This window comes from Pseudomonas sp. GW821-FHT07G10, assembly GCF_059418545.1.
Genome location: NZ_JBWKQB010000010.1, coordinates 15,367 through 38,628 on the forward strand (window position 1 = coordinate 15,367; position 23,262 = coordinate 38,628).

General features: G+C 59.9%; 23 protein-coding genes. 10 read left to right on the plus strand and 13 right to left on the minus strand.

Annotated elements, in window-relative coordinates:
* Window positions 1-5 precede the first annotated feature (5 nt).
* Window positions 6-959, plus strand: coding sequence for an adenosine deaminase (locus tag AC07O1_RS13400; protein ID WP_494995066.1), 954 nt, complete (start codon window positions 6-8; stop codon window positions 957-959).
* 103 nt (window positions 960-1,062) lie between these two features.
* On the opposite strand, the gene AC07O1_RS13405 is transcribed toward AC07O1_RS13400, so the two are convergent.
* The 3 genes from AC07O1_RS13405 to AC07O1_RS13415 all read right to left on the minus strand — a co-directional run bounded on the left by AC07O1_RS13405 (window position 1,063) and on the right by AC07O1_RS13415 (window position 3,198).
* The gene (locus AC07O1_RS13405) at window positions 1,063-1,656 is read right to left on the minus strand and encodes an HAD family hydrolase (RefSeq protein ID WP_494995065.1); all 594 of its coding nucleotides are present in this window, start codon (window positions 1,654-1,656) and stop codon (window positions 1,063-1,065) included.
* Window positions 1,653-2,522, minus strand: coding sequence for an acyl-CoA thioesterase II (gene tesB / locus AC07O1_RS13410; RefSeq protein ID WP_494995064.1), 870 nt, complete (start codon window positions 2,520-2,522; stop codon window positions 1,653-1,655). Before tesB ends, AC07O1_RS13405 begins: the two co-directional genes overlap by 4 nt.
* Window positions 2,523-2,628: 106 nt before the next feature.
* A complete protein-coding gene (locus AC07O1_RS13415) occupies window positions 2,629-3,198 on the minus strand; it encodes a GNAT family N-acetyltransferase (RefSeq protein ID WP_495089120.1) in 570 nt (189 codons plus the stop codon).
* A gap of 86 nt (window positions 3,199-3,284) precedes the next feature.
* Here AC07O1_RS13415 and AC07O1_RS13420 point away from each other — a divergent pair, with 86 nt between their 5' ends.
* Both AC07O1_RS13420 and AC07O1_RS13425 read left to right on the plus strand, forming a co-directional pair.
* A complete protein-coding gene (locus tag AC07O1_RS13420; protein WP_495089060.1) occupies window positions 3,285-4,205 on the plus strand; it encodes a histone deacetylase family protein in 921 nt (306 codons plus the stop codon).
* A gap of 189 nt (window positions 4,206-4,394) precedes the next feature.
* The gene (locus tag AC07O1_RS13425) at window positions 4,395-5,648 is read left to right on the plus strand and encodes a TIGR03862 family flavoprotein (protein WP_495089061.1); all 1,254 of its coding nucleotides are present in this window, start codon (window positions 4,395-4,397) and stop codon (window positions 5,646-5,648) included.
* A 104-nt stretch (window positions 5,649-5,752) separates the two neighbouring features.
* Here AC07O1_RS13425 and rhlE1 read toward each other — a convergent pair whose 3' ends face one another.
* Together rhlE1 and yedA are read right to left on the minus strand one after the other, a co-directional pair.
* Window positions 5,753-7,087: an RNA helicase RhlE1 gene (gene rhlE1, locus AC07O1_RS13430; protein ID WP_494995060.1), complete on the minus strand. Its 1,335-nt coding sequence runs from the start codon at window positions 7,085-7,087 to the stop codon at window positions 5,753-5,755.
* Between the two features lie 59 nt (window positions 7,088-7,146).
* Window positions 7,147-8,037: a drug/metabolite exporter YedA gene (yedA, locus tag AC07O1_RS13435; protein WP_494995087.1), complete on the minus strand. Its 891-nt coding sequence runs from the start codon at window positions 8,035-8,037 to the stop codon at window positions 7,147-7,149.
* 181 nt (window positions 8,038-8,218) lie between these two features.
* Here yedA and AC07O1_RS13440 point away from each other — a divergent pair, with 181 nt between their 5' ends.
* Complete coding sequence (locus AC07O1_RS13440; protein ID WP_494995059.1) at window positions 8,219-8,680, plus strand: Lrp/AsnC family transcriptional regulator; 462 nt, start codon at window positions 8,219-8,221, stop codon at window positions 8,678-8,680.
* A 43-nt stretch (window positions 8,681-8,723) separates the two neighbouring features.
* Here AC07O1_RS13440 and AC07O1_RS13445 read toward each other — a convergent pair whose 3' ends face one another.
* The 3 genes from AC07O1_RS13445 to AC07O1_RS13455 form a co-directional block, all read right to left on the minus strand.
* Entirely contained in the window at window positions 8,724-9,335 is a 612-nt protein-coding gene (locus tag AC07O1_RS13445) for a 3'-5' exonuclease (protein WP_495089062.1), read from the minus strand.
* Between the two features lie 33 nt (window positions 9,336-9,368).
* Window positions 9,369-9,848, minus strand: a complete 480-nt coding sequence (locus AC07O1_RS13450; RefSeq protein ID WP_494995057.1) for a LabA-like NYN domain-containing protein — start codon at window positions 9,846-9,848, stop codon at window positions 9,369-9,371.
* Between the two features lie 138 nt (window positions 9,849-9,986).
* Complete coding sequence (locus AC07O1_RS13455; RefSeq protein WP_495089063.1) at window positions 9,987-10,766, minus strand: DUF2076 domain-containing protein; 780 nt, start codon at window positions 10,764-10,766, stop codon at window positions 9,987-9,989.
* A 177-nt stretch (window positions 10,767-10,943) separates the two neighbouring features.
* On the opposite strand from AC07O1_RS13455, the gene AC07O1_RS13460 reads away from it, so the two are divergent.
* The gene (locus AC07O1_RS13460; RefSeq protein WP_494995055.1) at window positions 10,944-11,609 is read left to right on the plus strand and encodes a YciC family protein; all 666 of its coding nucleotides are present in this window, start codon (window positions 10,944-10,946) and stop codon (window positions 11,607-11,609) included.
* 84 nt (window positions 11,610-11,693) lie between these two features.
* A complete protein-coding gene (locus AC07O1_RS13465; RefSeq protein ID WP_495089064.1) occupies window positions 11,694-12,773 on the plus strand; it encodes an endonuclease/exonuclease/phosphatase family protein in 1,080 nt (359 codons plus the stop codon).
* 95 nt (window positions 12,774-12,868) lie between these two features.
* Here the strand turns inward: AC07O1_RS13465 and hrpB are convergent, their stop codons facing one another.
* Window positions 12,869-15,400 carry an ATP-dependent helicase HrpB gene (gene hrpB, locus AC07O1_RS13470; protein WP_495089065.1) on the minus strand — a complete coding sequence of 844 codons (2,532 nt, stop codon included), beginning with the start codon at window positions 15,398-15,400 and terminating at the stop codon, window positions 12,869-12,871.
* Between the two features lie 119 nt (window positions 15,401-15,519).
* On the opposite strand from hrpB, the gene pmcY reads away from it, so the two are divergent.
* Both pmcY and AC07O1_RS13480 read left to right on the plus strand, forming a co-directional pair.
* Window positions 15,520-15,939, plus strand: coding sequence for a periplasmic Zn2+ metallochaperone PmcY (pmcY, locus tag AC07O1_RS13475; protein ID WP_495089066.1), 420 nt, complete (start codon window positions 15,520-15,522; stop codon window positions 15,937-15,939).
* Between the two features lie 30 nt (window positions 15,940-15,969).
* Complete coding sequence (locus tag AC07O1_RS13480) at window positions 15,970-16,863, plus strand: cation diffusion facilitator family transporter (RefSeq protein ID WP_495089067.1); 894 nt, start codon at window positions 15,970-15,972, stop codon at window positions 16,861-16,863.
* A gap of 10 nt (window positions 16,864-16,873) precedes the next feature.
* Here the strand turns inward: AC07O1_RS13480 and AC07O1_RS13485 are convergent, their stop codons facing one another.
* Window positions 16,874-18,046, minus strand: a complete 1,173-nt coding sequence (locus tag AC07O1_RS13485) for a DUF6515 family protein (RefSeq protein WP_495089068.1) — start codon at window positions 18,044-18,046, stop codon at window positions 16,874-16,876.
* A 414-nt stretch (window positions 18,047-18,460) separates the two neighbouring features.
* Here AC07O1_RS13485 and AC07O1_RS13490 point away from each other — a divergent pair, with 414 nt between their 5' ends.
* Both AC07O1_RS13490 and AC07O1_RS13495 read left to right on the plus strand, forming a co-directional pair.
* Window positions 18,461-18,940, plus strand: coding sequence for an Lrp/AsnC family transcriptional regulator (locus tag AC07O1_RS13490; protein ID WP_040071220.1), 480 nt, complete (start codon window positions 18,461-18,463; stop codon window positions 18,938-18,940).
* A 232-nt stretch (window positions 18,941-19,172) separates the two neighbouring features.
* Complete coding sequence (locus AC07O1_RS13495) at window positions 19,173-19,382, plus strand: DUF2788 domain-containing protein (protein ID WP_494995049.1); 210 nt, start codon at window positions 19,173-19,175, stop codon at window positions 19,380-19,382.
* Here AC07O1_RS13495 and AC07O1_RS13500 read toward each other — a convergent pair.
* The 3 genes from AC07O1_RS13500 to AC07O1_RS13510 all read right to left on the minus strand — a co-directional run bounded on the left by AC07O1_RS13500 (window position 19,377) and on the right by AC07O1_RS13510 (window position 23,260).
* Window positions 19,377-20,018, minus strand: coding sequence for a pseudouridine synthase (locus tag AC07O1_RS13500; protein ID WP_495024830.1), 642 nt, complete (start codon window positions 20,016-20,018; stop codon window positions 19,377-19,379). The genes AC07O1_RS13495 and AC07O1_RS13500 overlap by 6 nt on opposite strands.
* 71 nt (window positions 20,019-20,089) lie before the next feature.
* Window positions 20,090-21,589, minus strand: a complete 1,500-nt coding sequence (gene amn / locus AC07O1_RS13505; protein WP_494995047.1) for an AMP nucleosidase — start codon at window positions 21,587-21,589, stop codon at window positions 20,090-20,092.
* A 21-nt stretch (window positions 21,590-21,610) separates the two neighbouring features.
* On the minus strand, window positions 21,611-23,260 hold the full coding sequence (locus AC07O1_RS13510) for an acyl-CoA dehydrogenase family protein (protein WP_494995046.1): 1,650 nt from the start codon (window positions 23,258-23,260) through the stop codon (window positions 21,611-21,613).
* Between the last annotated feature and the right edge of the window lie 2 nt (window positions 23,261-23,262).

A 23,262-nucleotide genomic window follows, 5' to 3' on the forward strand; every position in this document is an offset into this window, starting at 1 on the left:
CGATAATGTACGACTGGCTGAACGCCCTGCCCAAGGCAGAACTGCACCTGCACCTGGAGGGCTCGCTGGAGCCTGAGCTGCTGTTCGCCCTGGCCGAACGCAACAAGATCGCCCTGCCGTGGGACGACGTCGAAACCCTGCGCAAGGCTTACGCCTTCAACAACCTGCAAGAGTTTCTCGACCTCTATTACCAGGGTGCTGATGTACTGCGCACGTCTCAGGACTTCTATGACCTGACCTGGGCTTACCTGTTGCGCTGCAAGGCGCAGAACGTGATTCACACCGAACCGTTCTTCGACCCGCAAACCCACACCGACCGTGGTGTGCCGTTCGAAGTGGTGCTCAACGGTATCGCCAGCGCGCTGAAAGATGGCGAGCACCAGCTGGGCATCACCAGCGGGCTGATCCTCAGTTTCCTGCGTCATTTGAGCGAAGAAGAAGCCGAGAAAACCCTTGATCAAGCGTTGCCATTCCGCGATGCGTTTATCGCCGTCGGCCTCGACAGTTCAGAGATGGGCCACCCGCCGAGCAAGTTCCAGCGCGTGTTTGATCGTGCCCGCAACGAAGGCTTCCTGACCGTCGCCCATGCCGGTGAAGAAGGCCCGCCCGAGTACATCTGGGAAGCCATCGACCTGCTGAAAATTCAGCGTATCGACCATGGTGTGCGCGCCATCGAAGATGAACGTCTGATGCAGCGGATTATCGACGAGCAGATTCCGCTGACCGTCTGCCCATTGTCCAACACCAAGCTTTGCGTGTTCGACGACATGTCAAAGCACAACATCCTCGACATGCTTGAGCGTGGCGTCAAGGTCACGGTGAACTCGGATGATCCGGCGTATTTCGGCGGTTACGTCACCGAGAACTTCCACGCGCTGTACACCCATCTTGGTATGACACAGGACCAGGCAAAGCGCCTGGCCCAGAACAGTCTGGATGCGCGACTGGTCAAGCCGTAATACCTCTATTGCGGCCCCCTGCTCCTACAAGGGCCATGTCGAACCACACACCATTGTGATCGACACCAAACCTGTAGGAGCGAGGCTTGCCCGCGATGGGGCCTCAAACGGACAACATTTGCCGCAACGCCACACAATCCTGCGCATGCCAATCCGTCAACTCCGGCCACGGATTATCCGGCAAGTTAACCAACACCGTCCGCGCTCCAGCCGCCCGACCGCAATCCAGGTCAAAGCGATAATCTCCGACCATCACCAACTCGCTCGGCGCCACATCCCAGGCTTGCGCCAGTTTCAGCAAACCACCCGGATGAGGTTTTGGCGGGGCTTCATCGCGGCCCAGCACATCCTCCACCGCGAAGCAGTCCGCCAGGCCGATTGCCTCCAGGGTCACGTGGGCCAACTCACGGGCGTTGCGGGTCAGGATGCCGAGACGATAGCCGCGCCCCGCCAGTTCCCGCACCAACTCCACCGCGCCGGGCGCAGGCCTGGAGCCCAGCGCCAGATCCCGTTCGTGTTCGAGCAACCAGGCATGTTTGGCCGCGCACTCATCAGCAGGCAGCGCGGCGAGGTGGGTCAGAATGTCGCTTTGAGCGGGAATCGCCAGCGCCTCGCGGATCGCCACGAAGTCATGCACGGCAATTGTCAGCGTGCCGTCCATGTCGAACACCCAGTACCGCACCTCGGAGAGACTCATGCCCAATCCTTGCGGTGACGAATCAAGCCTTCCTGAGTGACCGACGCCACCAGTTGCCCGGCACGATTGAACACACTGCCCCGGGAAAAACCACGAGAATTTCCGGCCCATGGACTGTCCATCGCGTACAGCAGCCAATCATCGGCGCGCAGGTCGCCGTGGAACCACAGCGCATGGTCGAGGCTGGCGACTTGCATGTCCTTTTGCCAGACCGACTTGCCGTGGGGCAGCATGGCAGTGGTCAGCAAACCGAAGTCCGACGCATAAGCCAGCAGGTATTTGTGCAGCGCCGGCGAGTCGGCCAAGGTGCCGTCAGCCCGAAACCACACGTATTTGATCGGGTCGCCGGGTTGCGGGTTGTAGGGGTCTTTTTCCGTCACCGGGCGCACTTCGATCGGCTTGGGGCACAGTAGCTTTTCACGCATGTGTTCCGGAATCAGGTGCGCGCTCTGCTGGGTGATCTCCAGTTCCGACGGCAGATTTTCCGGGCCGACCACTTGCGGCATCTGCTGCTGGTGCTCGAAACCTTCTTCGTCGTACTGGAACGACGCGCTGCAGGTGAAGATCGGATTGCCCTTCTGGATCGCCGTGACGCGACGGGTACTGAAACTGCCGCCATCGCGCACTCGATCAACCTGATAAACCACCGGCAAACCGGCATCGCCAGGGCGCAGAAAATAACCATGCATCGAATGCACATGGCGCGCTTCTTCTACGGTCTGGCTGGCCGCCGACAACGATTGGCCGAGTACCTGACCGCCGAACAACTGGCGGAAACCCAGATCCTGGCTACGACCGCGAAAAAGGTTTTCTTCGATCGGTTCCAGGGTCAACAGGTCGACCAGATCATCCAGTACATGGCTCATTCAGACTCTCCTCACAAAGAGCAATGCCGCGCAGTCTTGGCTGCGGCGGTCGATTCAGTTTTTGGCCCGAGCCAACTAGGGACACATTGTAAACGTCCGGGCAGGCTTATCCATGCAAGGTTTCCAACCATTGTTCACGGCTGATGCGGTACAGCACATGATGGCGCAATGGATCATCGCTGCCGAGCTTCGGATGCTCGAAATTGGCCGCCGGGTCGTGTTGCATGCCGATCGCCTGCATGACTTTCTGCGACGGCTGATTGGCAGCGGTGGTAAACGCCACGACTTCCTTCAGCGCCAACCGGTCAAAGCCACAACGCAGAGCGGTCCAGGCCGCTTCGCTGGCATACCCCAACCCCCAATGCTCGCGGGCCAGACGCCAGCCGATTTCGGTCGCCGGGGTAAACGGTGCATCGAACCCCACCACGCCGAGCCCGGTAAAACCGATAAACGCCCCGGTGTCCTTACGCTCCAGCGCCCACAGGCCGAAGCCATATTCGGCAAAATGGCCGCGTATACGCCCGATCAATGCCGCGCTTTGCAGACGACTCAAGGGCGCCGGAAAATAACGCATGACCTGAGGATCGGCACACATGACCGCAAATTCCGGCAAATCCTCATCGCGCCACTGACGCAACAGCAGCCGCGCGCTCTCAAGTTCCAGTATCGGCTCCATCATGCCCCTCCGTTTCCATGCCGCAAGTCTACATCGCTGGTAGGATCCTTCATTCATTCCTACATGCCTTCCTAGATAAATCTGCCATGCCCCTGCCGCTGATCTACCACGAAGACTACAGCCCCGAATTTCCGGCGGAACATCGCTTCCCCATGGACAAGTTTCGCCTGCTGCGCGATCACCTGGTGGACAGCGGTCTGACCCGCGATCCCGAGCTGTTGCGCCCGCAACTGTGCCCGCCGGACATTCTCGCCCTGGCTCATGACCCTGGGTATATCGAACGCTATATGGGCGGCGAGTTGTCCCGCGAACACCAGCGGCGCCTCGGCCTGCCCTGGAGCGAAGCACTGGCCCGACGCACCGTGCGTGCGGTCGGCGGCTCGCTGCTGGCCGCCGAGCAAGCGCTGGAACACGGGCTGGCCTGCCATCTGGCCGGCGGCACCCATCACGCCCATTACGATCATCCGGCGGGATTCTGTATTTTTAATGACCTGGCGGTAATCAGCCGCTATCTGCTGGAAAGCGGTCGGGTGGGGCGAGTATTAATTTTTGATTGCGACGTGCATCAAGGCGACGGGACTGCACGCATTCTGGAAGATACGCCGGACGCAGTAACCGTTTCCCTGCATTGCGAAAAAAATTTTCCGGCGCGTAAAGCCCAAAGCGATTGGGATATTGCGCTGCCGATGGGCATGGGCGATGCGGACTATCTCAACGTGGTCGACGATGCGTTGAGCTATCTACTGCCGCTCTACAAGCCGGACCTGGTGCTGTATGACGCCGGGGTGGATGTGCATAAAGATGACGCTCTGGGCTACCTCAAGCTGACCGACCAAGGCGTCGCCGCTCGTGATGAAAGCGTGATGCGTCACTGCCTGGGGCGGGACATCCCGGTGGTCGGGGTGATTGGGGGTGGTTACAGCAAGGACCGTAAAGCCTTGGCGCGACGCCATGGCATTCTTCATCACAGCGCGCAGCGAGTCTGGGAGTCATCAGGTTGTCACTGAGTTGTGGATGCTTTACCCACAATGCCTGTGGAACTGCCTGTGGATAACCTGAGTGAAAGGACCTACAGGCCACAGACTGTATAGCCTTCAGAGCACTGTGCGTTTTTTAATCAGCTAAAAGCTTCGCGGGCGTACCTCGATTGTGCTGATAGAATGCCCGGCTTATTCCGCCGAACCGCAGCTCAAACCATGACCCGATCCTCCGCCAACCTCCTGCCTCACGTCACCATCATCGGCGGCGGCCCTGCCGGTTTGATGGCGGCCGAAGTACTGAGCCAGGCTGGAATCAAGGTCGAGTTGTACGACGGCATGCCCTCCGTGGGTCGCAAGTTTCTGCTGGCCGGCGTCGGCGGTATGAACATCACGCATTCCGAAGCCTACCCGGCGTTTCTCTCGCGCTATGCCGAGCGGGCACCACAAATCGCCCCACTGCTGCGTGCATTCGGCGCCGAAGCGCTGTGCCAATGGATTCATGAATTGGGGATCGAAACTTTTGTCGGCAGTTCCGGCCGAGTGTTTCCTACCGACATGAAGGCCGCGCCCCTGCTGCGTGCCTGGCTTAAACGCCTGCGCGACACGGGCGTAGTTATCCACACCCGTCACCGCTGGCTCGGCTGGAATAACGACGCCAGCCTGCGAATCGACAGCCCGGAAGGTGAAAAAGCCCTGCAAACCGATGCCTTGCTGCTGGCCCTTGGCGGGGCCAGTTGGGCGCGCCTGGGTTCGGACGGCGCCTGGTTACCTCTGCTGGAACAGCGCGGCATCAGCCTTGCACCGCTGCAACCCAGCAATTGCGGTTTCGAGGTAACCGCCTGGAGTGACCTGATGCGCAGCAAGTTCGCTGGCGCACCGCTGAAGAACATCGCTATTGGCCTGAATGACGACGTGCCGCGTCTGGGCGAATGCGTGATTACCGCCACTGGCATCGAGGGCAGTTTGATCTATGCCCTGTCTGCAGCGATCCGCCAAGCCATCACTCAAAGCGGCTCGGCGACCATTCACCTGGACCTGTTGCCGGGAAAAACCCTCGACAAGATTCAAACAGCGCTGACCAAGCCTCGTGGTTCACGCTCGATGGCCAAACACCTGCACAGTCAACTCGGCATCGACGGCGTGAAAGCCGCCTTGCTGCGCGAACTAACGCCCGCTGAATGCTTCGCTGATCCGGTGCAGCTGGCCAAAGCAATAAAGGCCCTGCCCCTGACATTGGTGAAAACCCGCCCTCTGGACGAAGCCATCAGCAGCGCTGGTGGCGTGCCGTTCGAAGCGATGAATGAAAGCCTGATGCTCAAGCAACTGCCCGGCGTGTTTTGTGCCGGGGAGATGCTCGACTGGGAAGCGCCGACGGGCGGCTATCTGCTCACCGCCTGCTTTGCCAGTGGCCGAGCGGCGGGGTTGGGGATGCTGGAGTGGTTACAAGCGCACCGCGGAAAGCTTCTGTAGCAGCTGGAGAAGCCTGCGTTCGAGCGCGCAGCGGTCGTGAAATGCCTGACCGTGATTTTTTTGATCGTTCCCACGCGTGGGAACGATCTCGGGTTCAGTCGGGCTTAAGGCTTACGCTTGCGCGGTCCGGTGTTGAACACCGGCACCTTACGCACAGGCTTGATCGCCGGTGCTTCAGCCGCCACTTCACCGCTGTCCACCCACTTGCCCAGGTTACGCTTGCCGCCACCGGAGACTTTGGGCTTCTTCGGTTTTTTCGGTTTCTTGATAACCTGGCCGCTGGCATCGGTGTCCGGCACACGGTGCTCGGGTTCGAAATCCTGCTCTTCATGACGAGTCAACGTCTGACGGGTCAACATTTCGATAGCCGACAGCAAATTCACTTCATCAGCGCAAACCAGCGAAATCGCCTCGCCGGTAGCCCCCGCACGACCGGTACGGCCGATACGGTGGATGTAATCCTCAGCAACGATCGGCAGGTCGAAGTTCACCACCAGCGGCAAGTCTTCGATATCCAGACCACGGGCTGCCACGTCGGTGGCTACCAGAATCTGAATCTCGCTGGCCTTGAACCGGTCCAGCGCACGCTGGCGAGTAGCCTGGGGTTTGTCGCCATGAATACCGTCGGCATTCACGCCCAGGCCCTGGAGTTTTTCCACCAGTTGGTCGACGCCGTTACGGGTCTTGGCGAACACCAGCACCTGCTTCCAGCGATTTTTGCGCAACAAGTGGCTGAACAGTTCCGGCTTGCGCTTCTTGTCCACCGTCACCACCCATTGCTTGACGGTGTTGGCGGCGACGTTGCGCGGGCTGACTTCGATGCTCAGCGGATCATTGAGCATTTGCCCGGCCAGCAGGCGGATCGCATCGGAGAAGGTCGCGGAGAACAACAGTGTCTGACGTTTCTTCGGTAAGGCTTTGTAAATATCCCGCAGCTCTTCGGAAAATCCAAGGTCGAGCATACGGTCGGCTTCATCAAGGACCAGGGTTTGCAGCTGGTTGAACTTGAGCGCGTTCTGCCGATACAGGTCGAGCAAACGGCCCGGGGTCGCTACCAACAGGTCAACACCCTTGCGCAGCTTCATCATCTGCGGGTTGATGCTGACGCCGCCGTACACCGCATAGGTGCTCAACGGCAGGTGTTCGGCGTATTGGCGAACACTCTCGTGAACCTGTTCGGCAAGCTCGCGGGTCGGCACCAGAATCAGCGCGCGCACTGAGTTACTGCTGACCTTCGGCCCTTCCATGGCCAGCAACTGCAACAGCGGCACGGCAAAACCGGCGGTCTTGCCGGTGCCGGTCTGGGCCGCGGCCATCAAGTCGCGACCGGCCAGCACCGCAGGGATGGCTTGCACCTGAACCGGCGTCGGGGTCTGGTAACCGAGCGTCTCAAGGGCGCGCAGCAAGGGTTCGATCAGGCCAAGAGTGGCGAAAGTCATGGGGGGTACCGTAGGGAAATGTCAGCGCATGTGTGCAATGCGCCGCAGTTTACCCTAAATCAAGCCGGTTTCTGCCTGCGCCACTGCGGCAAGCCAATCAACACTACAGCACTGATGATCACCGCCATCGCCAGGGACTCTGCGATGCCGATGCTTTCGCCGGCAAAGACGATCCCCAGCAGCACCGCCACCGCCGGGTTGACGTAGGCGTAGCTGGTCGCAGCCGCCGGGCGGACGTTTTTCAGCAGGTACATATAGGCGTTGAAGGCGATGATCGAGCCGAAGCCAATCAAATAGGCCAAAGCAACCCAGCCCTCGACAGGCGGCAAGCTGTCCAGATGCTCACCGCTCAGCGCGCTGCCGATCAACAGCACCACGCCGCCCACCAACATTTCTGCAGCGCTGGCCATCGCCCCTTGTGGCAGCGGCAAGTGTTTGCTCCAGACCGAGCCGAAAGCCCAGGCTGCTGCCGCAGACACCAGCAACACCGCGCCCAACGGGCTCGACTGCAAGTTGGAACCGAGGTTGAGCATGGCAATGCCAACCAGTCCGAGCACGATCCCGGCCCACTCCAGACGGGTGTTGCGCGCGCCCCAGAAGTAGCCGCAAAGCAAGGTGAACAGCGGCACCGTCGCCACCGCCAACGCCGCGACCCCGGAGGCCACACCGATATGTTCGGCAACACTCACCGCGCCGTTACCCACACTCAGCAGCAAGATGCCGATCATCCCCGCCGCCCGCCATTGCGACCAGGTCGGCGCCGGTACTCCGCGCCAGCGCAGGAAGCCGTACATCAAGGTCCCGGCGATGATAAAACGAATCCCGCCGAGCATCAGCGGTGGCCAATATTGCACACCGATTCGAATCACCAGATAAGTCGATCCCCAAATCACATACAACGCAAAAAAGGCACCCACCAGCTGTAACGGAAAACGCCGTGGGCCAGGCACGGAAAGCTCGATGGCAGACATGGAACGCTCGAAGACTGGATAAGGGGAGCGCTATTTTAGAAAGCTCTCGGGCGAAATTTAAGTTACAAAACCTCTTTATAGCGCCCGTACACTTTTCAAAGCATGGAGATCACAGCTATAAACCGTGCTTTCGAAAGTTATGCATTTCAGGAGCCGAATCATGGATAAATACGACCGCATGCTCCTCAGTGCACTCCTGGAAAACGGCCGGGCCTCGTATGCGGAACTGGCGCGCAAGGTCAACCTGTCCGCGCCGGCTGTGGCCGAGCGCGTGGCAAAACTGGAAACCAGTGGGGTGATTACCGGCTACCAGGCAAAGGTCGACATGACCAAGGTCGGCCTGCCGATCCAGTGCGTCATCGAACTACGACTGAGCCGCCACGGCAGCCAGAAATCCTACGATGAACTGATCAAAATCCCGCAACTGACCGAATGCCACCGAGTCACCGGCGACCCCTGCGTCATCATGCAGGCCGCCGTCGGCTCAATGCCGGAACTCGAAGAACTGATCAACCGCATCGCCCAGTTCGGGTTCAGCAAAACCTCGATCGTGCTCTCCAGCGCGATAGAAAAGCGTGTGCCGCTGGGGCAGTTGGAGAGTAATGGCAAGAATGGTGGGTAGGTGTTAATCATTCCCACGCTCCCGCGCGGGAACGATCGGGGACTTAAAATCCGCGATATCGCTTCAAATGCTCATTGATCTTCGCCGCCGGAACCTTCTGCAGCGAACACAGCAGATCATGAGACAACTCCCGCAAACCATGCCGCTGCCGCAGTTCCCGGGCCAGATGCGCAGTCAGGTTAGCGGCCATTTCGGCGTCGGCCATGGCTCGGTGAGCCTGGCCGGTGTGGGGCAGTTTGGCGAACGTGGTGAGGGTGCCGAGTTTGTGATTGGGTGCGGCCGGCATCAGGCGCCGGGCGAGTAACAGGGAGCAGGCAAAGTTCTGCAACCGTGTACGTTTGATTCGCCCCAGCTCGTAGTCCCAGAACTTCTGGTCGAACGCGGCATTGTGGGCCAACAGCGGTGTCGTACCGACGAATTCGTTGACTTCGTTCATCACCTGTTCGGCAGACGGTGCGGTGCGCAGCATGGCATTGCTGATGCCGGTCAGGCTTTCGATGAAAGCCGGGACCCGCACGCCGGCGTTCATCAGGCTTTGGTAACGCTCGACGATGCGTCCCTGCTCAAGAATCACCACGGCAATTTCCGTGGCCCGGCAGGTGCTGCTCGGGGAGATCCCGGTGGTTTCAAAGTCGATGACCGCTATCCGTTCCAAACCTGTTCCAACTCCGTCAAAAAGTAATCAATTTCAGTTTTTAAGCAGCAACGCGCCTTCGATCGGCACGTAGCGGCTGGCGGCGCGTATCAATGAGTTGGCAGTCAAGCCAGGGACGCCGTAGGCGACGGCTTCAACACCGTGCTTATTGATGATGCGTTCAAGCAGCATGTCGAAATCACCATCACCGGACGCCAACACCACTTCGTCGACATGAGAGGCGGCGTCCATGATATCGATGGTGATGCCCACGTCCCAGTCGCCCTTGGCCGAGCCATCGCTGCGCTGGATATAGGGTTTGAGTTTTACGGTGAAACCAATGTTGCGCAGGATCTGCTGGAATTGCTGTTGCTTGCTGTCGCCACGATCGATGGCGTAGGCGTAGGCCTCGACGATCTGCCCGCGCTGGCTGATATCAGCCCACAGGGCGGCGTAGTTGAAGTGGCAGCCGTAAGCCTGGCGCACGGTGTAGTAGAGGTTCTGGACATCGGCGAACACTGCGATTTTTTTCACCGTAAATCCTCATGGCGCAGACGCGCGCAGGCAATTGATCAAGTACAAGACCTGAAAAGTCGCCCAGTATGCCAGCCAGAAGGAAATTTCCGCGAATAATCAGTCTGGGGCGCTATAGCGCCCCGGACGAATGGTGCATCAGACGAAGGAATCGTCGTCGTCGAAGAGCGATGAGCTGTCATCGCTGTAGTCGGCGTCGGTAAACCCGCCTTGGTCATTGCCATAGGAATCGTTGCTGACCATACGTTGGTCGTCGTTGTCATTGCTTTTGTCATTGACCTGCGCAGGTTCTTCCTTGATGACTTCGACAATTTCCTGCGGCTGCTGATTGCTGTGGAACAGGCTGCTGATACCTTGCGCAAGCATCACACCACCGGCCACACCGGCCGCGGTTTTCAAGGCGCCGCCCAGGAAGCTGCTGCCGGCTGCGGCCGGAGCCTGTTGCTGTGGTGGCGCGTAGTTCTGTTGCGGGGCACCGAAGTTTTGCTGTGGCGCCACACCCGGCTGAGTATTGAACGAAGGCCGCGCCGGCTCACGCCAGCCACCGCCAGTCGAGGCCGGAGCGCTTGGGGCCGGTTGCGAATCACGGGAACCGCCACCGAAGATGCTCGACAGGAAACCGCCGCCACCGCTGCTTGGTGCCGGAGCAGGCGCCGCTGCCTGGGATCTGGCTTGCTGCAGTTCAGCTTGCAGCTGCTGGTTTTGCTGAGTGAGCTGTTTGTTCTGTTCGTCGAGGCTTTTGATCGCCGCCTCTTGCACCAGAATCGCCTGGGTCATGAAATACCCCGCCGCAGGCTGGCGAGCCAGGTGCTCCTTGATCCGCGCCTCGGCCAGGGCATCGCGCGGGGCTGAATCCGTTTCGGCTTGCTGCAGCCGTGAAAACAGTCCATCGATCAGGGTTTGTTCTTCGCTGTTCATGGCGACCTCGTTAGATTGCCGGAAAAATCGTTGCCCTTTCCGTTGTGGAGAAGGTGCACACCAGTAATGGGGTTATTACGGGCCGTTTCAATGGCCTTTACCTAACGTTTACGTTTGCTCGCAGGGGCGCTGCATCGGTTAAAGTGTCGAACTGCTTTTTACCTGCGATATCGACCCATGAATCCGTTAGAAGTGCTCCGCGACTCTTTGTATTTCTTTAAGCGCAACCTGGGCCGGATTATTCCGCTGTGCCTGCCGTTGGTGGTGCTTGAGGCACTGATCCAGCAACTGGTCGATAACGCCCAGGGCCCGGATGCTTTTCCCGGTTATAGCGTGATCGTCGGGCTGTTGATCTATCCACTGTACACCGCTGCGCTGATTCTTTTTCTGGATGCGCGCAGCCGTGGCGAATCGCCACGAACCCGTGATCTGCTGGCGATGTCTGCCAGCCTGTGGCCCAGGTTCGCGTTGCTGACAGCGATCAATACCCTGCTGATCCTGCTTGGCCTGTCGCTGTATTTCCTGCCAGGTTTGTGGCTGATGGTGACACTGGCCTTTGCCGAGTACCTGTTGGTCCTGCGAGGCCTGCAACCGCTGGCGGCCATCAAGGAGAGCTTTCGCCTGACCCGCGGGCACTTCCTGCGCATCCTGGTCTGCATTCTGTGTGTGATGGGCCCGCTGTGGCTACTCAAGGGCGCAAGCCTTGCGGTTTACCCAGAACCACAAAACCCGGTACTGGCACTGTTGATCGAAAGCGCCCACAGTTTTCTGCAACTCTTTACCAGCGTGGTGCTGTTTCGCCTGTTCATGTTGATCAGCGAAGCCACCGACAAGAATCGATAAAACGCTCTGACAGGCCCGGTCTTGGGGTCTGACCTGCTCTCGGGTATGCTCGGGCTTAATCCTGCAACGCTATAAGCCGAGCCGATGACCCGTCTACTGCGTTATACCCTGCTGGGCCTGCTGCTGATCGCCGGCCTTTTGTCAGCGCTGATCTACAGTTTGACCTGGCGCCCGGACGCCAAGGAGCAAATACCCGTCAGCTGCAGCGCCCAGGCACCGCCCCTGGTGCCCGGCCAGGCGCTCAAGGTGATGACCTGGAACGTCCAGTACCTGGCGGGAAAACGCTACGTATTCTGGAACGACCTGGCCCATGGCGATGACGAAACCCCCACAGCCGAAGATATGGCCTTCAGCCTCGATGAAGTCGCACGAGTGATTCGCGATGAGCAGCCGGATGTCGTCCTGCTGCAAGAACTGGATGACGGCGCCAAAGCCAGCGATTATCAAGACCAGCTAAAACTGCTCCGCGAGCGTCTGACCGACCTTTACCCGTGCAGCACCCATGCCTTCGACTGGAAGGCTGACTTCGTTCCCGAGCCGCACATTTTCGGCAGTGTCGGCCGACAACTGGCGACATTGAGCCGCTATCGGATCGCACACGCCGAACGCCTGCAATTACCGCAAGCACCGGCCAATCTCATCAGCAGTCAATTCCAGCCGAAAAACGCGCTGCTGGTGAGTTATCTGCCGCTGAGCGACGGTGGGCAAATGGCAGTACTCAATACCCACCTGGACCGACCGGCTCAGCCTGATGACACGCCGCAACAGCAAGTGACGGAGACCGCCAGGGTGCTCGACACATTCGAACGTCAGGGTACGCCGTGGTTGATCGGCGGCGATTTCAACCTGTTGCCGCTGGGCCAGTATCAGCGCCTCGATCCCCAGCAGCGCGCGCCCTACTCCGTCGACAGCGCGCTGCATGTGCTCTGGGACAAGTACCCGATGATCCCTGCCAACAACGAAGCCGGTGGCATCGACCGCGAGCAATGGCTGACCCACTACCCCAATGACCCGGCCCTCAGCGGCCCGGACCGGACCGTCGACTACCTGTTTTATAGCCCGCGGATCAAACGGGTTGAGGCTCAGGTGAGGCAGGACGACACGCTGCGTATATCTGATCATCTGCCGGTGATTGCACGGTTTCTGCTGCCTGCGGCACCGTAGGTCAAAAGCTTCGCGGCCAATAGAAGCGGACGCGGAGCGTCCAGTGAGGCATTCCCACGCAGAGCGTGGGAACGATCGCCAACAGGCTCGCCGACTTACTTACGCGGCTTGATCCGCGCTGTCGCCTCGGCCACCAGCGGGTCATCCGGCCAGTAGTGTTTCGGGTAACGCCCCTTCAGATCCTTCTTCACTTCGGCGTAGGTGCTGCGCCAGAAATTCGCCAGATCCTGCGTCACCTGCACTGGCCGCCTGGCCGGTGACAACAGGTGCAGTTTGACCACCTGCCGGCCGCCAGCGATGCGCGGGGTTTCAGCCAGCCCGAACAACTCTTGCAAGCGCACCGCCAGAATCGGCGGCTGCTCACTGTAGTCCAGTCGAACCGAGGATCCGGAAGGTACCGTCAAATGGTGCGGCGCCAGTTCATCCAGGCGTTGAGGCAATGGCCACGGCAGCAGGTTATGGACAATGCTGGCCAGTTCCAGATTGGCGAAGTGACTGAGTCGCGACACCCGCCCCAGATACGGCAACAGCCAATGCTCCAGGCCTGCCAGCAGCGCCGCATCGCTGACATCCGGCCATTCGCTGTGCCCCAGGCTGCTCAGATCCAGCTGACGCAACAACGCCACCCGAGCCTGCCACTGGCGCAACTCCGGCGTCCAGGGCAGCAACTCGAGCCCTTTACGTCGCACCAGATTGACCAGCGCCTGGCTGCGTGCCGCTTCATCCAGCCCGGTCAACGGCTCTCGACTGAGTATCAGCTCACCAACCTTGCGCTGCCGCTCGGCTCGTAGCACGCCTTCGCGCTCGTCCCAATCAAGCTGATCGACGTTGCGCACTTGTTCAGCCAGCACCGAATCAAACAGCGCCGGATCGAAATCCGCAGCCAGATAAATCCGCTCTTCACGCTGCCCCTGACGGCTGCCCAAATCAGCAATCACCAACCAGGGTTGTTTCATCAAGCTATCGGCCTCGGCGAACAGCGCGGCGCGACCGTTGGCCAGGCGATACTCCGCTCCACCGGCACGCCGCTGCTGTGCGACGCGATCCGGATAGGCCAGGGCCAGCAGCGCACCCAGCCAGCGCGGATGATCGGGATCGCTGACCGGTTCCAGTGCCTTGCCCCGCAGATAGCCGCGGTACTGCCGCGCCAGTTGCCGGGCCCGCTGAACGCCACCTTGAGCACCGCGAGCCGCTCGCTCTTCGCCCGACAACAGCACCAGCCGGCTGTGCAGATCCGCGCCGGCGCCGCGCAGAATGTCCCGCTCGCCCAGCAGCGCGGCGACGTCGCAGGCCATGTCCGCCAACCCCAGCGCCTGCCCGCGCAACAACAAATGTGCAATACGCGGATGCGCCGGCAGTTCGGCCATCGCCTGCCCATGACGGGTCAGTTTCCAGTCATCTGCGGTCTTGCCCTCCAGCGCGCCCAATCGCTCAAGTAAATCCTGAGCCTGTGCATAAGCCGCCGTCGGTGGCACATCGAGCCAGACCAATTGCCCGGGCGTTACGCCCCAGCGACCCAGTTGCAAGGCCAGGCCGGCGAGGTCGGCTGAAAGAATCTCTGCACTGGCATAAGCGGCCAATTGTTCATGCTGGTCTTGCGACCACAGGCGATAACACACGCCCGGCTCCAGACGCCCCGCTCGCCCGGCACGTTGTGTAGCGCTGGCGCGGGAGATCCGTTGAGTATCGAGGCGAGTCATGCCGCTGCCCGGATCAAAACGCGGTACCCGCGCCAACCCGGCATCGATCACCACCCGCACACCATCGATAGTCAGACTGGTCTCGGCGATGTTGGTGGCCAGCACCACTTTGCGCTTGTCGGCGGGTGCCGGCTCAATGGCAGCGCGCTGTGCTGCCAGGTCCAGTTCGCCGTGCAGCGGGCAAAGCAATACCTCAGTGCGCTCACCCAACGCATCAGCCAGCTGCTGATGCACCCGACGAATCTCCGCTTGTCCCGGCAGAAAAACCAGGAGACTGCCGCTTTCGTCGTTCAAGGCCTCGAGGATGGTCTGCACCAAGCGCGGCTCGATGAATTCTCCCGGCTGAAACGCCCGGCCCCAACGCATCGTCACCGGGTACATGCGCCCTTCGCTGCGCAAAATCGGTGCGTCATCCAGCAACCCCGCCAGACGTTCGCCTTCGAGGGTCGCCGACATCAAGAGAATTTTCAGCGGCTGATCGTCACGAAACAGATCGCGGCCATTGAGGCTCAATGCCAGCGCCAGATCAGCGTCGAGGCTGCGCTCGTGGAATTCGTCAAAGATCAGCAATCCGACGCCATCCAGCGCCGGATCATCTTGCAGACGTCGGGTGAGAATCCCCTCGGTGACCACTTCGATGCGGGTGTTCGGCCCTACTTTGCTGTCGAGGCGAATGCGATAGCCCACGGTTTCACCGACCTTTTCCCCCAGCTCACTGGCCAGCCTCTCGGCTGCAGCCCGTGCAGCGAGTCGACGCGGTTCTAGCATCAAGATGGTTTGGCCGGCCAACCATGGCTCATTCAATAAAGCCAAGGGCACGCGGGTGGTTTTACCAGCGCCGGGCGGTGCTTCGAGCACGGCTTCGTGGCGTGTCGCCAAGGCTTCACGCAGCGCAGGTAAAACTTCATCAATCGGCAAAGAAATCATGCTGGCTCCAAAACAGAGGCACGAGTATAACGGCGAACTGCCTGGCGTTAATCACGGTCTGAACTGATACCAGCGACGCTCTTTCATCGTTTCGTTTCGAATTTGATCAGGAGATTCACATGTGTATTCCCTCCCGTATTGTTGGCGGCGTTCTGCTCGCCACCCTGTTGACCCAAATGACCGCTTGCGGCTCGATCTTCTTCCCGGATCGTCGTGGCCAGATCGAAGGCAAAATCGACCCGGTGGTAGCCGCCCTCGACGCTGTAGGCCTGTTGTTCTATATCATTCCGGGGCTGATCGCTTTCGGCGTGGACTTCGCCACCGGCGCCATTTACCTGGAACCGGGCAAGACCGTCCAGGTCGCCCCGGAAAAACTCCGGCAAGCCATCGATGCTGACGGCAAGGTCGATAACCGCAAGTTGCAGGCTATTCTCGAAAGCGAACTGGGCCGCAGCTTTGCGCTGGATGATCCGCGTCTGATTCAATACAAAGGCAGCGTCCAGCAACTTGCCATGTACGGTCTGCAACCCGCCGCTTGATCGCGTGTATTCCAAGGAACGCAAACGCCTATGACCAGTAGCCCGGAACACGCTCGCCTGTTGCGTCTGGCGACACGCGCCTCGCTGGCGGTGGCGAGCATTCTGATCGTGACCAAGGCCATTGCCTGGTGGTTGAGTGGATCGGTCAGCCTGCTGGCCGGCCTGACCGACTCGCTGCTCGACGGCGCGGCATCGTTTCTCAATCTCCTGGCCGTGCATTACGCGCTACGCCCGGCGGATGATGACCATCGTTACGGGCATGGCAAAGCCGAGTCGCTGTCGGGTATGGCGCAAGCGTTGTTTATTGCGGTGAGTGCGGTGTTGATTGCCGTGCAAGCGATCGAACGCCTGAAACACCCCGAGCCACTGGGAGCCCCCTGGATCGGCATCGGCGTGATGCTCTTGTCGCTGGCACTGACGGTCGCCCTGCTGATGCTGCAACATCGGGTGATCCGCGAAACCGGCTCGACTGCGGTACGCGCTGACTCACTGCATTACCGTTCCGATCTGCTGCTCAATGCCAGCATCCTGGTAGCGCTGGTATTGGCCAGTTTCGGCTGGGAACAACTGGATGCCTGGTTTGGTCTGGCAATCGCCCTGTACATCCTCTGGAGCGCGGTGCAAATCGCTCGGGAGAGTGTGGCGGTGCTGATGGACGAAGAACTGCCGCCAGACGTCAGCCAGCACATGCTAGAGCTGGCCTGCAGCGTACCGGGCGTACTGGGTGCCCATGACCTGCGCACACGCATTTCCGGCAGCCACTGGTTCGTGCAATTGCATCTGGAGTTGCCGGGGGAGCTGACGTTATCCGTCGCTCACGGCATCAGCGATCGCGCTGCCGAGGCGATCAACGCCGCTTACCCACGGGCCGAGGTGCTGGTGCACGCCGACCCGCAAGAAGTGCTGACAGGCGCGAAGGCCTGAGTGCTTCGATCTAATAGGCAACCTGATAACCGCGACTGCTCAAGCAGTCGCCCTGCGCTTGACGGTAGGCTTGCACCACCGCAGGCGCCGGTTGGTAGGTGACGGCCGCGGGATCGAAGCCGCTTTGCTCAACCGCCCAGCGATAGCAATCGTAGCGATCCTGGTCGACCTGCTCAGGCGTTTGTCCATTGGCCGGGTAAGCGACCACGTCATAGCCGTTACTGGCGAGTTGTGGTTGAGGTGGATCGACCACTACGTACTGCTGGGTGCTCTCTTCATACGTGTAATACGCGCCGGCCGCGAGGAAGAACAGTGCACCGCCGATCCACACTTCCTGCGCGAAGTCGGGCAGGTAACTCACGCGGATGCCATGAGGAGGCCTTACCACCACATAACGCACCCCATGTGGGCGATACCAGTAACCGCCAGAGAAGAAGTAATCCTCGCCGCGATATGGCACGCGGAATTCACGATCAGGGAACCGATCGGTCTCGTAGCCAGGCCGATACTGCGGGCCTGGGCCCCAACCGTTGCCGTGCCCCTCCGGACGACCCGGCCAACGATGGTCATTATGGCGGTCGAAATCACCACGCATACCGGCACCACCGACCTGCCAGTTCTGATCGCGATCGTTACGCCGAGGAACGTCCTGATAGTAGCCACGCTGTGGCTCCTGGGTCTGGCGGACGGTATCCGGTCGGCTTTGAATCGGCAGGTTGATGCTCGGCTGCGGCGCCGGCCAACCCTGCCCGTTCGGATCATGCTGCGGACGGTTTTGCCACTGGCCGCCCTGCCCCTGATTCTGGCCGTTGTGTTCGAACTGACGGCTGTTGTCGCCGCGAATAATCTCATTCTGCAGGCGAGGCTGATTGTTTTCTGGTCGCGCTTGATTGATTTGTGGACGTGGCTGATTGATTTCCGGGCGCGGTTGAACGATTTGTGGACGCGGCTGATTCATTTCCGGGCGCGGTTGAACGACTTGTGGACGTGGCTGATTCATTTCCGGGCGCGGTTGATTATTTTCCGGACGCCCTTCAGGGCCATGCTCATGTTGTCCCCCGCCATTTTGACCATTATGTTGGCGAGGTTGCAGCGGATCATCTCGCGCCTCTGCCAGCAATTGCGCGCTGACACTCATGCAAAGCAATCCAACACCTGCCACACGCCAGATGCGCGACTTCATGCTATTCCTCACTGCGGTTCAGGACCTACTCATAAGACTGAAAAAGCGTAGGCCGGTTCTGCAACAGGTTATCAGTCACGAGACTTATTTCGCAGGCAATAAAAAAGGGAAACCCGTCGGCCTCCCCTTGAGAACTTCGTCCGTGCTCGACGCTTATGACGCCGGCTCACCTCACTCCGTCTTCTGGACAGTGTGTAGCCCGGGGGCCGACTCAACCCTGTGGGATTGGCGACCGCAGCTGGCCTGATTCGGCGAGCCGCACTGGACTGTTTGTCCGGGCAGTGATTCTGGTAATAAGAATAGGCTCAAGGCGCCGGCAGAGGATTGCGAAGATTGCTCAAATAAACATGGCTTGCGCAATTTTTAACTAAGGATAGATAATTAGCCGCAATAGTTACGACAAAGGCCTGATCCATGAGCAAACTAGACCGATACGACCTGAGCATTTTGGCGGAATTGCAGCGTGACGCCCGCATCTCCAATCAGGAGCTCGCCGAACGCATCGGCCTGTCACCGTCGCCCTGCTCACGACGGGTCAAGCAGCTGGAAGACGACGGTTATATTTCGCGCCAGGTCGCCTTGCTCGATCGCAAGATGCTTGGGTTGAGCCTGACTGCTTACGTACTGATCGGCATGGACCGCCACACGCCTGAGCGCTTCGAGAACTTCGAAGCGGCGATTCGCAGTCTGCCACAAGTGCTCGAATGCAGCCTGGTGACCGGAATGGACGCCGACTATCAGCTCAAAGTGGTGGTGCCGGACATGGATCACTACCAGAAGCTGCTGCTCGGCCACCTGACCCGCATCGAAGGCGTGACCAGCGTGAGGTCGAGTTTTGTGCTGAATCAGGTGCTCAACAGCACCGAGTTGCCGTTGACTCACCTTCGCAGCTGAACGCAGAACAAGACCCGTAGCAGTTGGCGTAGCCTACGTTTGGCTGCGAAGCAGTCGCAATCCAGACAACTCGATCGTTGCTGGATAACGCGGTCTGGCCTTTCACGGCTGCTGCGCCGCCGAACGCAGCCTGCCGGCAGCTGCTACAGCCGACACAGGTCAATGCACCGGCAATCACCCTTGGCGTATACTCTCCTGGCCTTTTTTGCCCTGCCTGCGCTGGAGAGTTTCGATGGATCCTGCAGTATTCGAAGAGTGGATGATGACCGGTCTGGTGACCATCCTGATCATTTTCATGGGCTTCATCGTCTGGGATCTGGCGAAAAAATCCAAGGCAGGCAAGTTCGGTACCTTTATTCTGTTCTTTGTACTGGGCCTGGGCATTCTCGCGTTCATCATCAAAAGCGTTGTCATCGCTTATATCGAGAATGGCTCCTCATAGGCTGGCAGGCACTTCCCGCCACTGACCCTGATCAAGCCCTTCAATCGTCCAGTCGCCGATTCGCACGCGCACCAGACGCAGCGTCGGCAACCCCACCGCGGCCGTCATGCGTCGCACCTGTCGATTGCGCCCTTCGCGAATCACCAGTTCCAGCCAACTGGTTGGCACGCTTTTACGGAACCGCACCGGCGGATTGCGCGGCCACAGCTGCGGCTCTTCAAGTTGCCGCGCCTCGGCGGGCAAAGTCATGCCGTCATTCAACTCGACGCCGTCGCGCAAACGCTGCAATTGCTCAGCGTTTGGCTCCCCCTCCACCTGAACCCAATACGTCTTGGCCAACTTGTGTTTTGGGTCAGATATCCGCGCCTGTAGCTGGCCGTCGTTGGTCAGCAGCAGCAAGCCTTCGCTGTCACGGTCGAGTCGACCCGCCGGGTAGATACCGGGAATGTCGATAAAATCCTTGAGCGTCGCCCGCCCTTCGCCGTCGCTGAACTGGGTCAGCACGTCGAACGGTTTATTGAACACAATCAGCTTCGGCTCGGCCGGCGGCGCTTTGGCGACACGGCGTGGTGCCAGGGAGGATTGCGGGTTATTCGCGCCAGGGCGGCGGGAAGCGGGACGAGTTGGACGAGACATGGCAAAAAGAACATCTAACGGTCAGGACTGGCAATGCTAGTGCCCTGACCGTCAAATGACCATCGCAACGATCAGCGGAACGGCGGTTCGTCGAAGCTACGCAGTTTGCGTGAGTGCAGCGAATTGAGCTCGGTGCGCAGCAGATCCACCGCAGCAATGCCGATCTTCAAATGCTGGCTGACCGCACGTTCGTAGAACGCGTTGGCCGAACCCGGCAGTTTGATTTCGCTGTGCAACGGCTTGTCCGAAACACACAGCAAGGTGCCGTAAGGCACTCGCAGGCGATAACCCTGGGCAGCGATGGTGCCGCTTTCCATGTCCACCGCCACGGCTCGCGACAGGTTGATCAGCGGGCGCTCCTGAGCCCAACGCAGTTCCCAGTTACGGTCGTCATAGGTCAACACAGTGCCAGTACGCAGGCGTTTTTTCAGATCCTCGCCCTTCTCGCCCGTGATGTTGGCTGCTGCTTGCTGAAGCGCCAACTGCACCTCGGCCAGGGCCGGGATTGGAATATTCGGCGGCACGACCCGGTCAAGAATCCCGTCGCGACGCATATAGGCGTGAGCCAGCACGTAGTCGCCAATGGTCTGCGACTGACGCAAGCCGCCGCAGTGGCCAATCATCAGCCAGCAGTGCGGACGCAGCACGGCCAAATGGTCGGTAATGTTTTTCGCGTTGGATGGGCCGACACCGATATTCACCAGGGTCACGCCATGACCGTCACTGGCTTGCAGGTGATAGGCCGGCATTTGGTAGCGATGCCAGACCACTCCAGCGGCAATCGCCGAGGCTTCGCCGTGATCCATGCTCTTTTCAATGATGACGTTACCCGGTAACACCATGCGCACGAAGCGCGGATCAGTGCGCAATTGCTCCAGGCCATGAAGAATGAACTGGTCGACGTAACGGTGGTAGTTGGTCAGCAAGATCCACGGCTGGACATGCCGCCAGTCACTGCCGGTGTAGTGCACCAAACGACGAAGCGAGAAGTCGACCCGCGCCGCGTCGAACAGCGCCAACGGCAGCGGATCGGTGTTTTCCCAATCGTACAGGCCATCGGCGATACCGTCGCTGGCGGCCGACAAATCGGTACTCGGGAACACCCGCGCCAGCGCCGCAGCGGTGACACCCGAACCGCCGAGCTCATCGCCCTGCTCAACCACGTACGGATAAGGAATGTTCTGCTCGCTGACACCCACTTCCACCGTCACGGTGAAGTCGTGCATCAGCGGCACCAGTTGCTCCAGCAGATAGTTACGAAAAGCTGCCGGGTGGGTCACGGTCACGCTGTAGGTGCCTGGCAACTGGACTTTGGCGTAAGCCCGAGTGGTCTGCGGGACTTCGCCCTGGCAGAGGTAGGTCAAGCGCAATTCGGGGTAACGAAACAAGGCGCGCTGCTCGGCATCGGGCTCGACCCGATCCTTCAGGTAGCGTTTGAGGGCCTGGCTCAGTGCGGTGGTGGCACGCTCGTGCAGAGCGGCAAGCCGATCCACGGCCTGCTCGGCGGTTTGAACGACAATAAAGGCTTCGGTCACGATAAGCATCCTGTGTTCTGACTTGCAGGCCTTCATCTTGCCTGCAAGTCAGCGCGATCAGAAGCCCTGAGGTGTAGAACGCGCGACAATCGCTTGCACGTCCAGGCCTCGCGGCAACGTGCCATAGACTCGACCGGCGGTACCCAGGCGGCTGGCAATGAAAGCATCGCTGACACTGGCATTGCCCGCTTCCAGCAATAGCTTGGCTTGCAAGCCCAGCGCAATGTCTTCTGTCAGCTGCCGAGCGCGGTATTGAATGTCGCTGAAGTCCTGAAATGCGGCTTTCAGATGGGCGATATGCCCGGCCAGGCGCTTGTCGCCATGACCATCGCCCAATTCGGCAAAGAGTGCGTCGAGCACGCCCGACTCTTTCGACAAGGCCCGCAGCACGTCAAGGCATTGCACGTTTCCGGAGCCTTCCCACGTCGAGTTCACCGGCGCCTCACGGTACAGACGCGGCAGGATGCTGTCTTCGACGTAACCGGCACCGCCCATGCACTCAGCGGCTTCGTTGATCATGGCGGGTGCACGTTTGCAGATCCAGTATTTGCCCACCGCCGTCACCAGCCGGGCGAACCTGGCTTCCTGTGAGTCGTCGAGATGATCCAGAGCGCGGCCCATGCGCATGCTCAAGGCCAATGCAGCTTCACTTTCCAGCGCCAGATCGGCCAGTACGTTTTGCATCAAGGGTTGTTCACTAAGCAAACGGCCGCCGACCATTCGATGCGCACAATGATGAGCAGCCTGAGTCAGCGCCTGACGCATCAGCGCGCTGGAACCGACCATGCAATCGAAACGGGTCATGGCGACCATCTCGATGATGGTCGGCACACCGCGCCCTTCCTCACCGACCATCCAGGCCAGAGCACCACGAAACTCCACTTCGCTGGAGGCGTTGGAGCAATTGCCGAGTTTGTTTTTCAGGCGCTGGATATAGAACTGGTTGCGGGTGTCATCCGGACGGTGGCGCGGCAGCAGGAAACAGGTCAATCCCTTATCGGTCTGGGCCAGGGTCAGGAACGCATCGCACATCGGCGCGGAACAGAACCATTTGTGTCCGACCAGTTCATAGGCTTGGCCCGGACCTGCAGCCCCTACCGGATAAGCCTTGGTGGTATTGGCCCGCACATCGGTGCCGCCCTGCTTTTCGGTCATGGCCATGCCGATGGTGGCGCCGGCCTTATGGGCGATACCGACGTTGCGTGGGTCGTATTCGGTGGCAAGAATTTTCGGTAACCATTGCTCGGCGATGTCCGGTTGCAGTCGCAGCGCCGGCACAGAGGCGAAGGTCATGGTCAGTGGGCAACCGCTGCCGGCCTCGGCCTGGCTGTGCAGATAGCTCATGGCTGCTCGGGCCACGTGTGCGCCGGACTGCGGATCGGTCCAGGGCAATGAGGTCAGGCCATGTTCGACTGCCGTACGCATCAGTTCATGGTAGGCCGGGTGAAATTCCACCAGGTCGATGCGATGGCCATAACGGTCATGACTCGAGAACACGGGCTTGTTCTGATTGGCCAGAAAACCCGCCGCCATCAACGGCCCACCGGCCAGCGCGCCATAGCCATCAATCCGTGCTTCGGCCCAGCCAGCGCCAAATCGCCGCGCCCACTCCTGTAGCGGCAGGTCGATACGATAGAGGTTAGTGCCATCCAGCGGTGGCGGCTGATTGGTGACCTCGTGGGTTTCGGCGAACTGATGCAGGTTCATGA

Bases quoted from the DNA above. Each gene is read 5' to 3' on its own strand.
- AC07O1_RS13400 (WP_494995066.1), top strand. From the start codon at position 6: ATGTACGACTGGCTGAACGCCCTGCCCAAGGCAGAACTGCACCTGCAC.
- AC07O1_RS13405 (WP_494995065.1), bottom strand. From the start codon at position 1,656: ATGAGTCTCTCCGAGGTGCGGTACTGGGTGTTCGACATGGACGGCACG.
- tesB (WP_494995064.1), bottom strand. From the start codon at position 2,522: ATGAGCCATGTACTGGATGATCTGGTCGACCTGTTGACCCTGGAACCG.
- AC07O1_RS13415 (WP_495089120.1), bottom strand. From the start codon at position 3,198: ATGGAGCCGATACTGGAACTTGAGAGCGCGCGGCTGCTGTTGCGTCAG.
- AC07O1_RS13420 (WP_495089060.1), top strand. From the start codon at position 3,285: ATGCCCCTGCCGCTGATCTACCACGAAGACTACAGCCCCGAATTTCCG.
- AC07O1_RS13425 (WP_495089061.1), top strand. From the start codon at position 4,395: ATGACCCGATCCTCCGCCAACCTCCTGCCTCACGTCACCATCATCGGC.
- rhlE1 (WP_494995060.1), bottom strand. From the start codon at position 7,087: ATGACTTTCGCCACTCTTGGCCTGATCGAACCCTTGCTGCGCGCCCTT.
- AC07O1_RS13440 (WP_494995059.1), top strand. From the start codon at position 8,219: ATGGATAAATACGACCGCATGCTCCTCAGTGCACTCCTGGAAAACGGC.
- AC07O1_RS13455 (WP_495089063.1), bottom strand. From the start codon at position 10,766: ATGAACAGCGAAGAACAAACCCTGATCGATGGACTGTTTTCACGGCTG.
- AC07O1_RS13460 (WP_494995055.1), top strand. From the start codon at position 10,944: ATGAATCCGTTAGAAGTGCTCCGCGACTCTTTGTATTTCTTTAAGCGC.
- AC07O1_RS13465 (WP_495089064.1), top strand. From the start codon at position 11,694: ATGACCCGTCTACTGCGTTATACCCTGCTGGGCCTGCTGCTGATCGCC.
- hrpB (WP_495089065.1), bottom strand. From the start codon at position 15,400: ATGATTTCTTTGCCGATTGATGAAGTTTTACCTGCGCTGCGTGAAGCC.
- pmcY (WP_495089066.1), top strand. From the start codon at position 15,520: ATGTGTATTCCCTCCCGTATTGTTGGCGGCGTTCTGCTCGCCACCCTG.
- AC07O1_RS13480 (WP_495089067.1), top strand. From the start codon at position 15,970: ATGACCAGTAGCCCGGAACACGCTCGCCTGTTGCGTCTGGCGACACGC.
- AC07O1_RS13485 (WP_495089068.1), bottom strand. From the start codon at position 18,046: ATGAAGTCGCGCATCTGGCGTGTGGCAGGTGTTGGATTGCTTTGCATG.
- AC07O1_RS13490 (WP_040071220.1), top strand. From the start codon at position 18,461: ATGAGCAAACTAGACCGATACGACCTGAGCATTTTGGCGGAATTGCAG.
- AC07O1_RS13495 (WP_494995049.1), top strand. From the start codon at position 19,173: ATGGATCCTGCAGTATTCGAAGAGTGGATGATGACCGGTCTGGTGACC.
- AC07O1_RS13500 (WP_495024830.1), bottom strand. From the start codon at position 20,018: ATGTCTCGTCCAACTCGTCCCGCTTCCCGCCGCCCTGGCGCGAATAAC.
- amn (WP_494995047.1), bottom strand. From the start codon at position 21,589: ATGAAGGCCTGCAAGTCAGAACACAGGATGCTTATCGTGACCGAAGCC.
- AC07O1_RS13510 (WP_494995046.1), bottom strand. From the start codon at position 23,260: ATGAACCTGCATCAGTTCGCCGAAACCCACGAGGTCACCAATCAGCCG.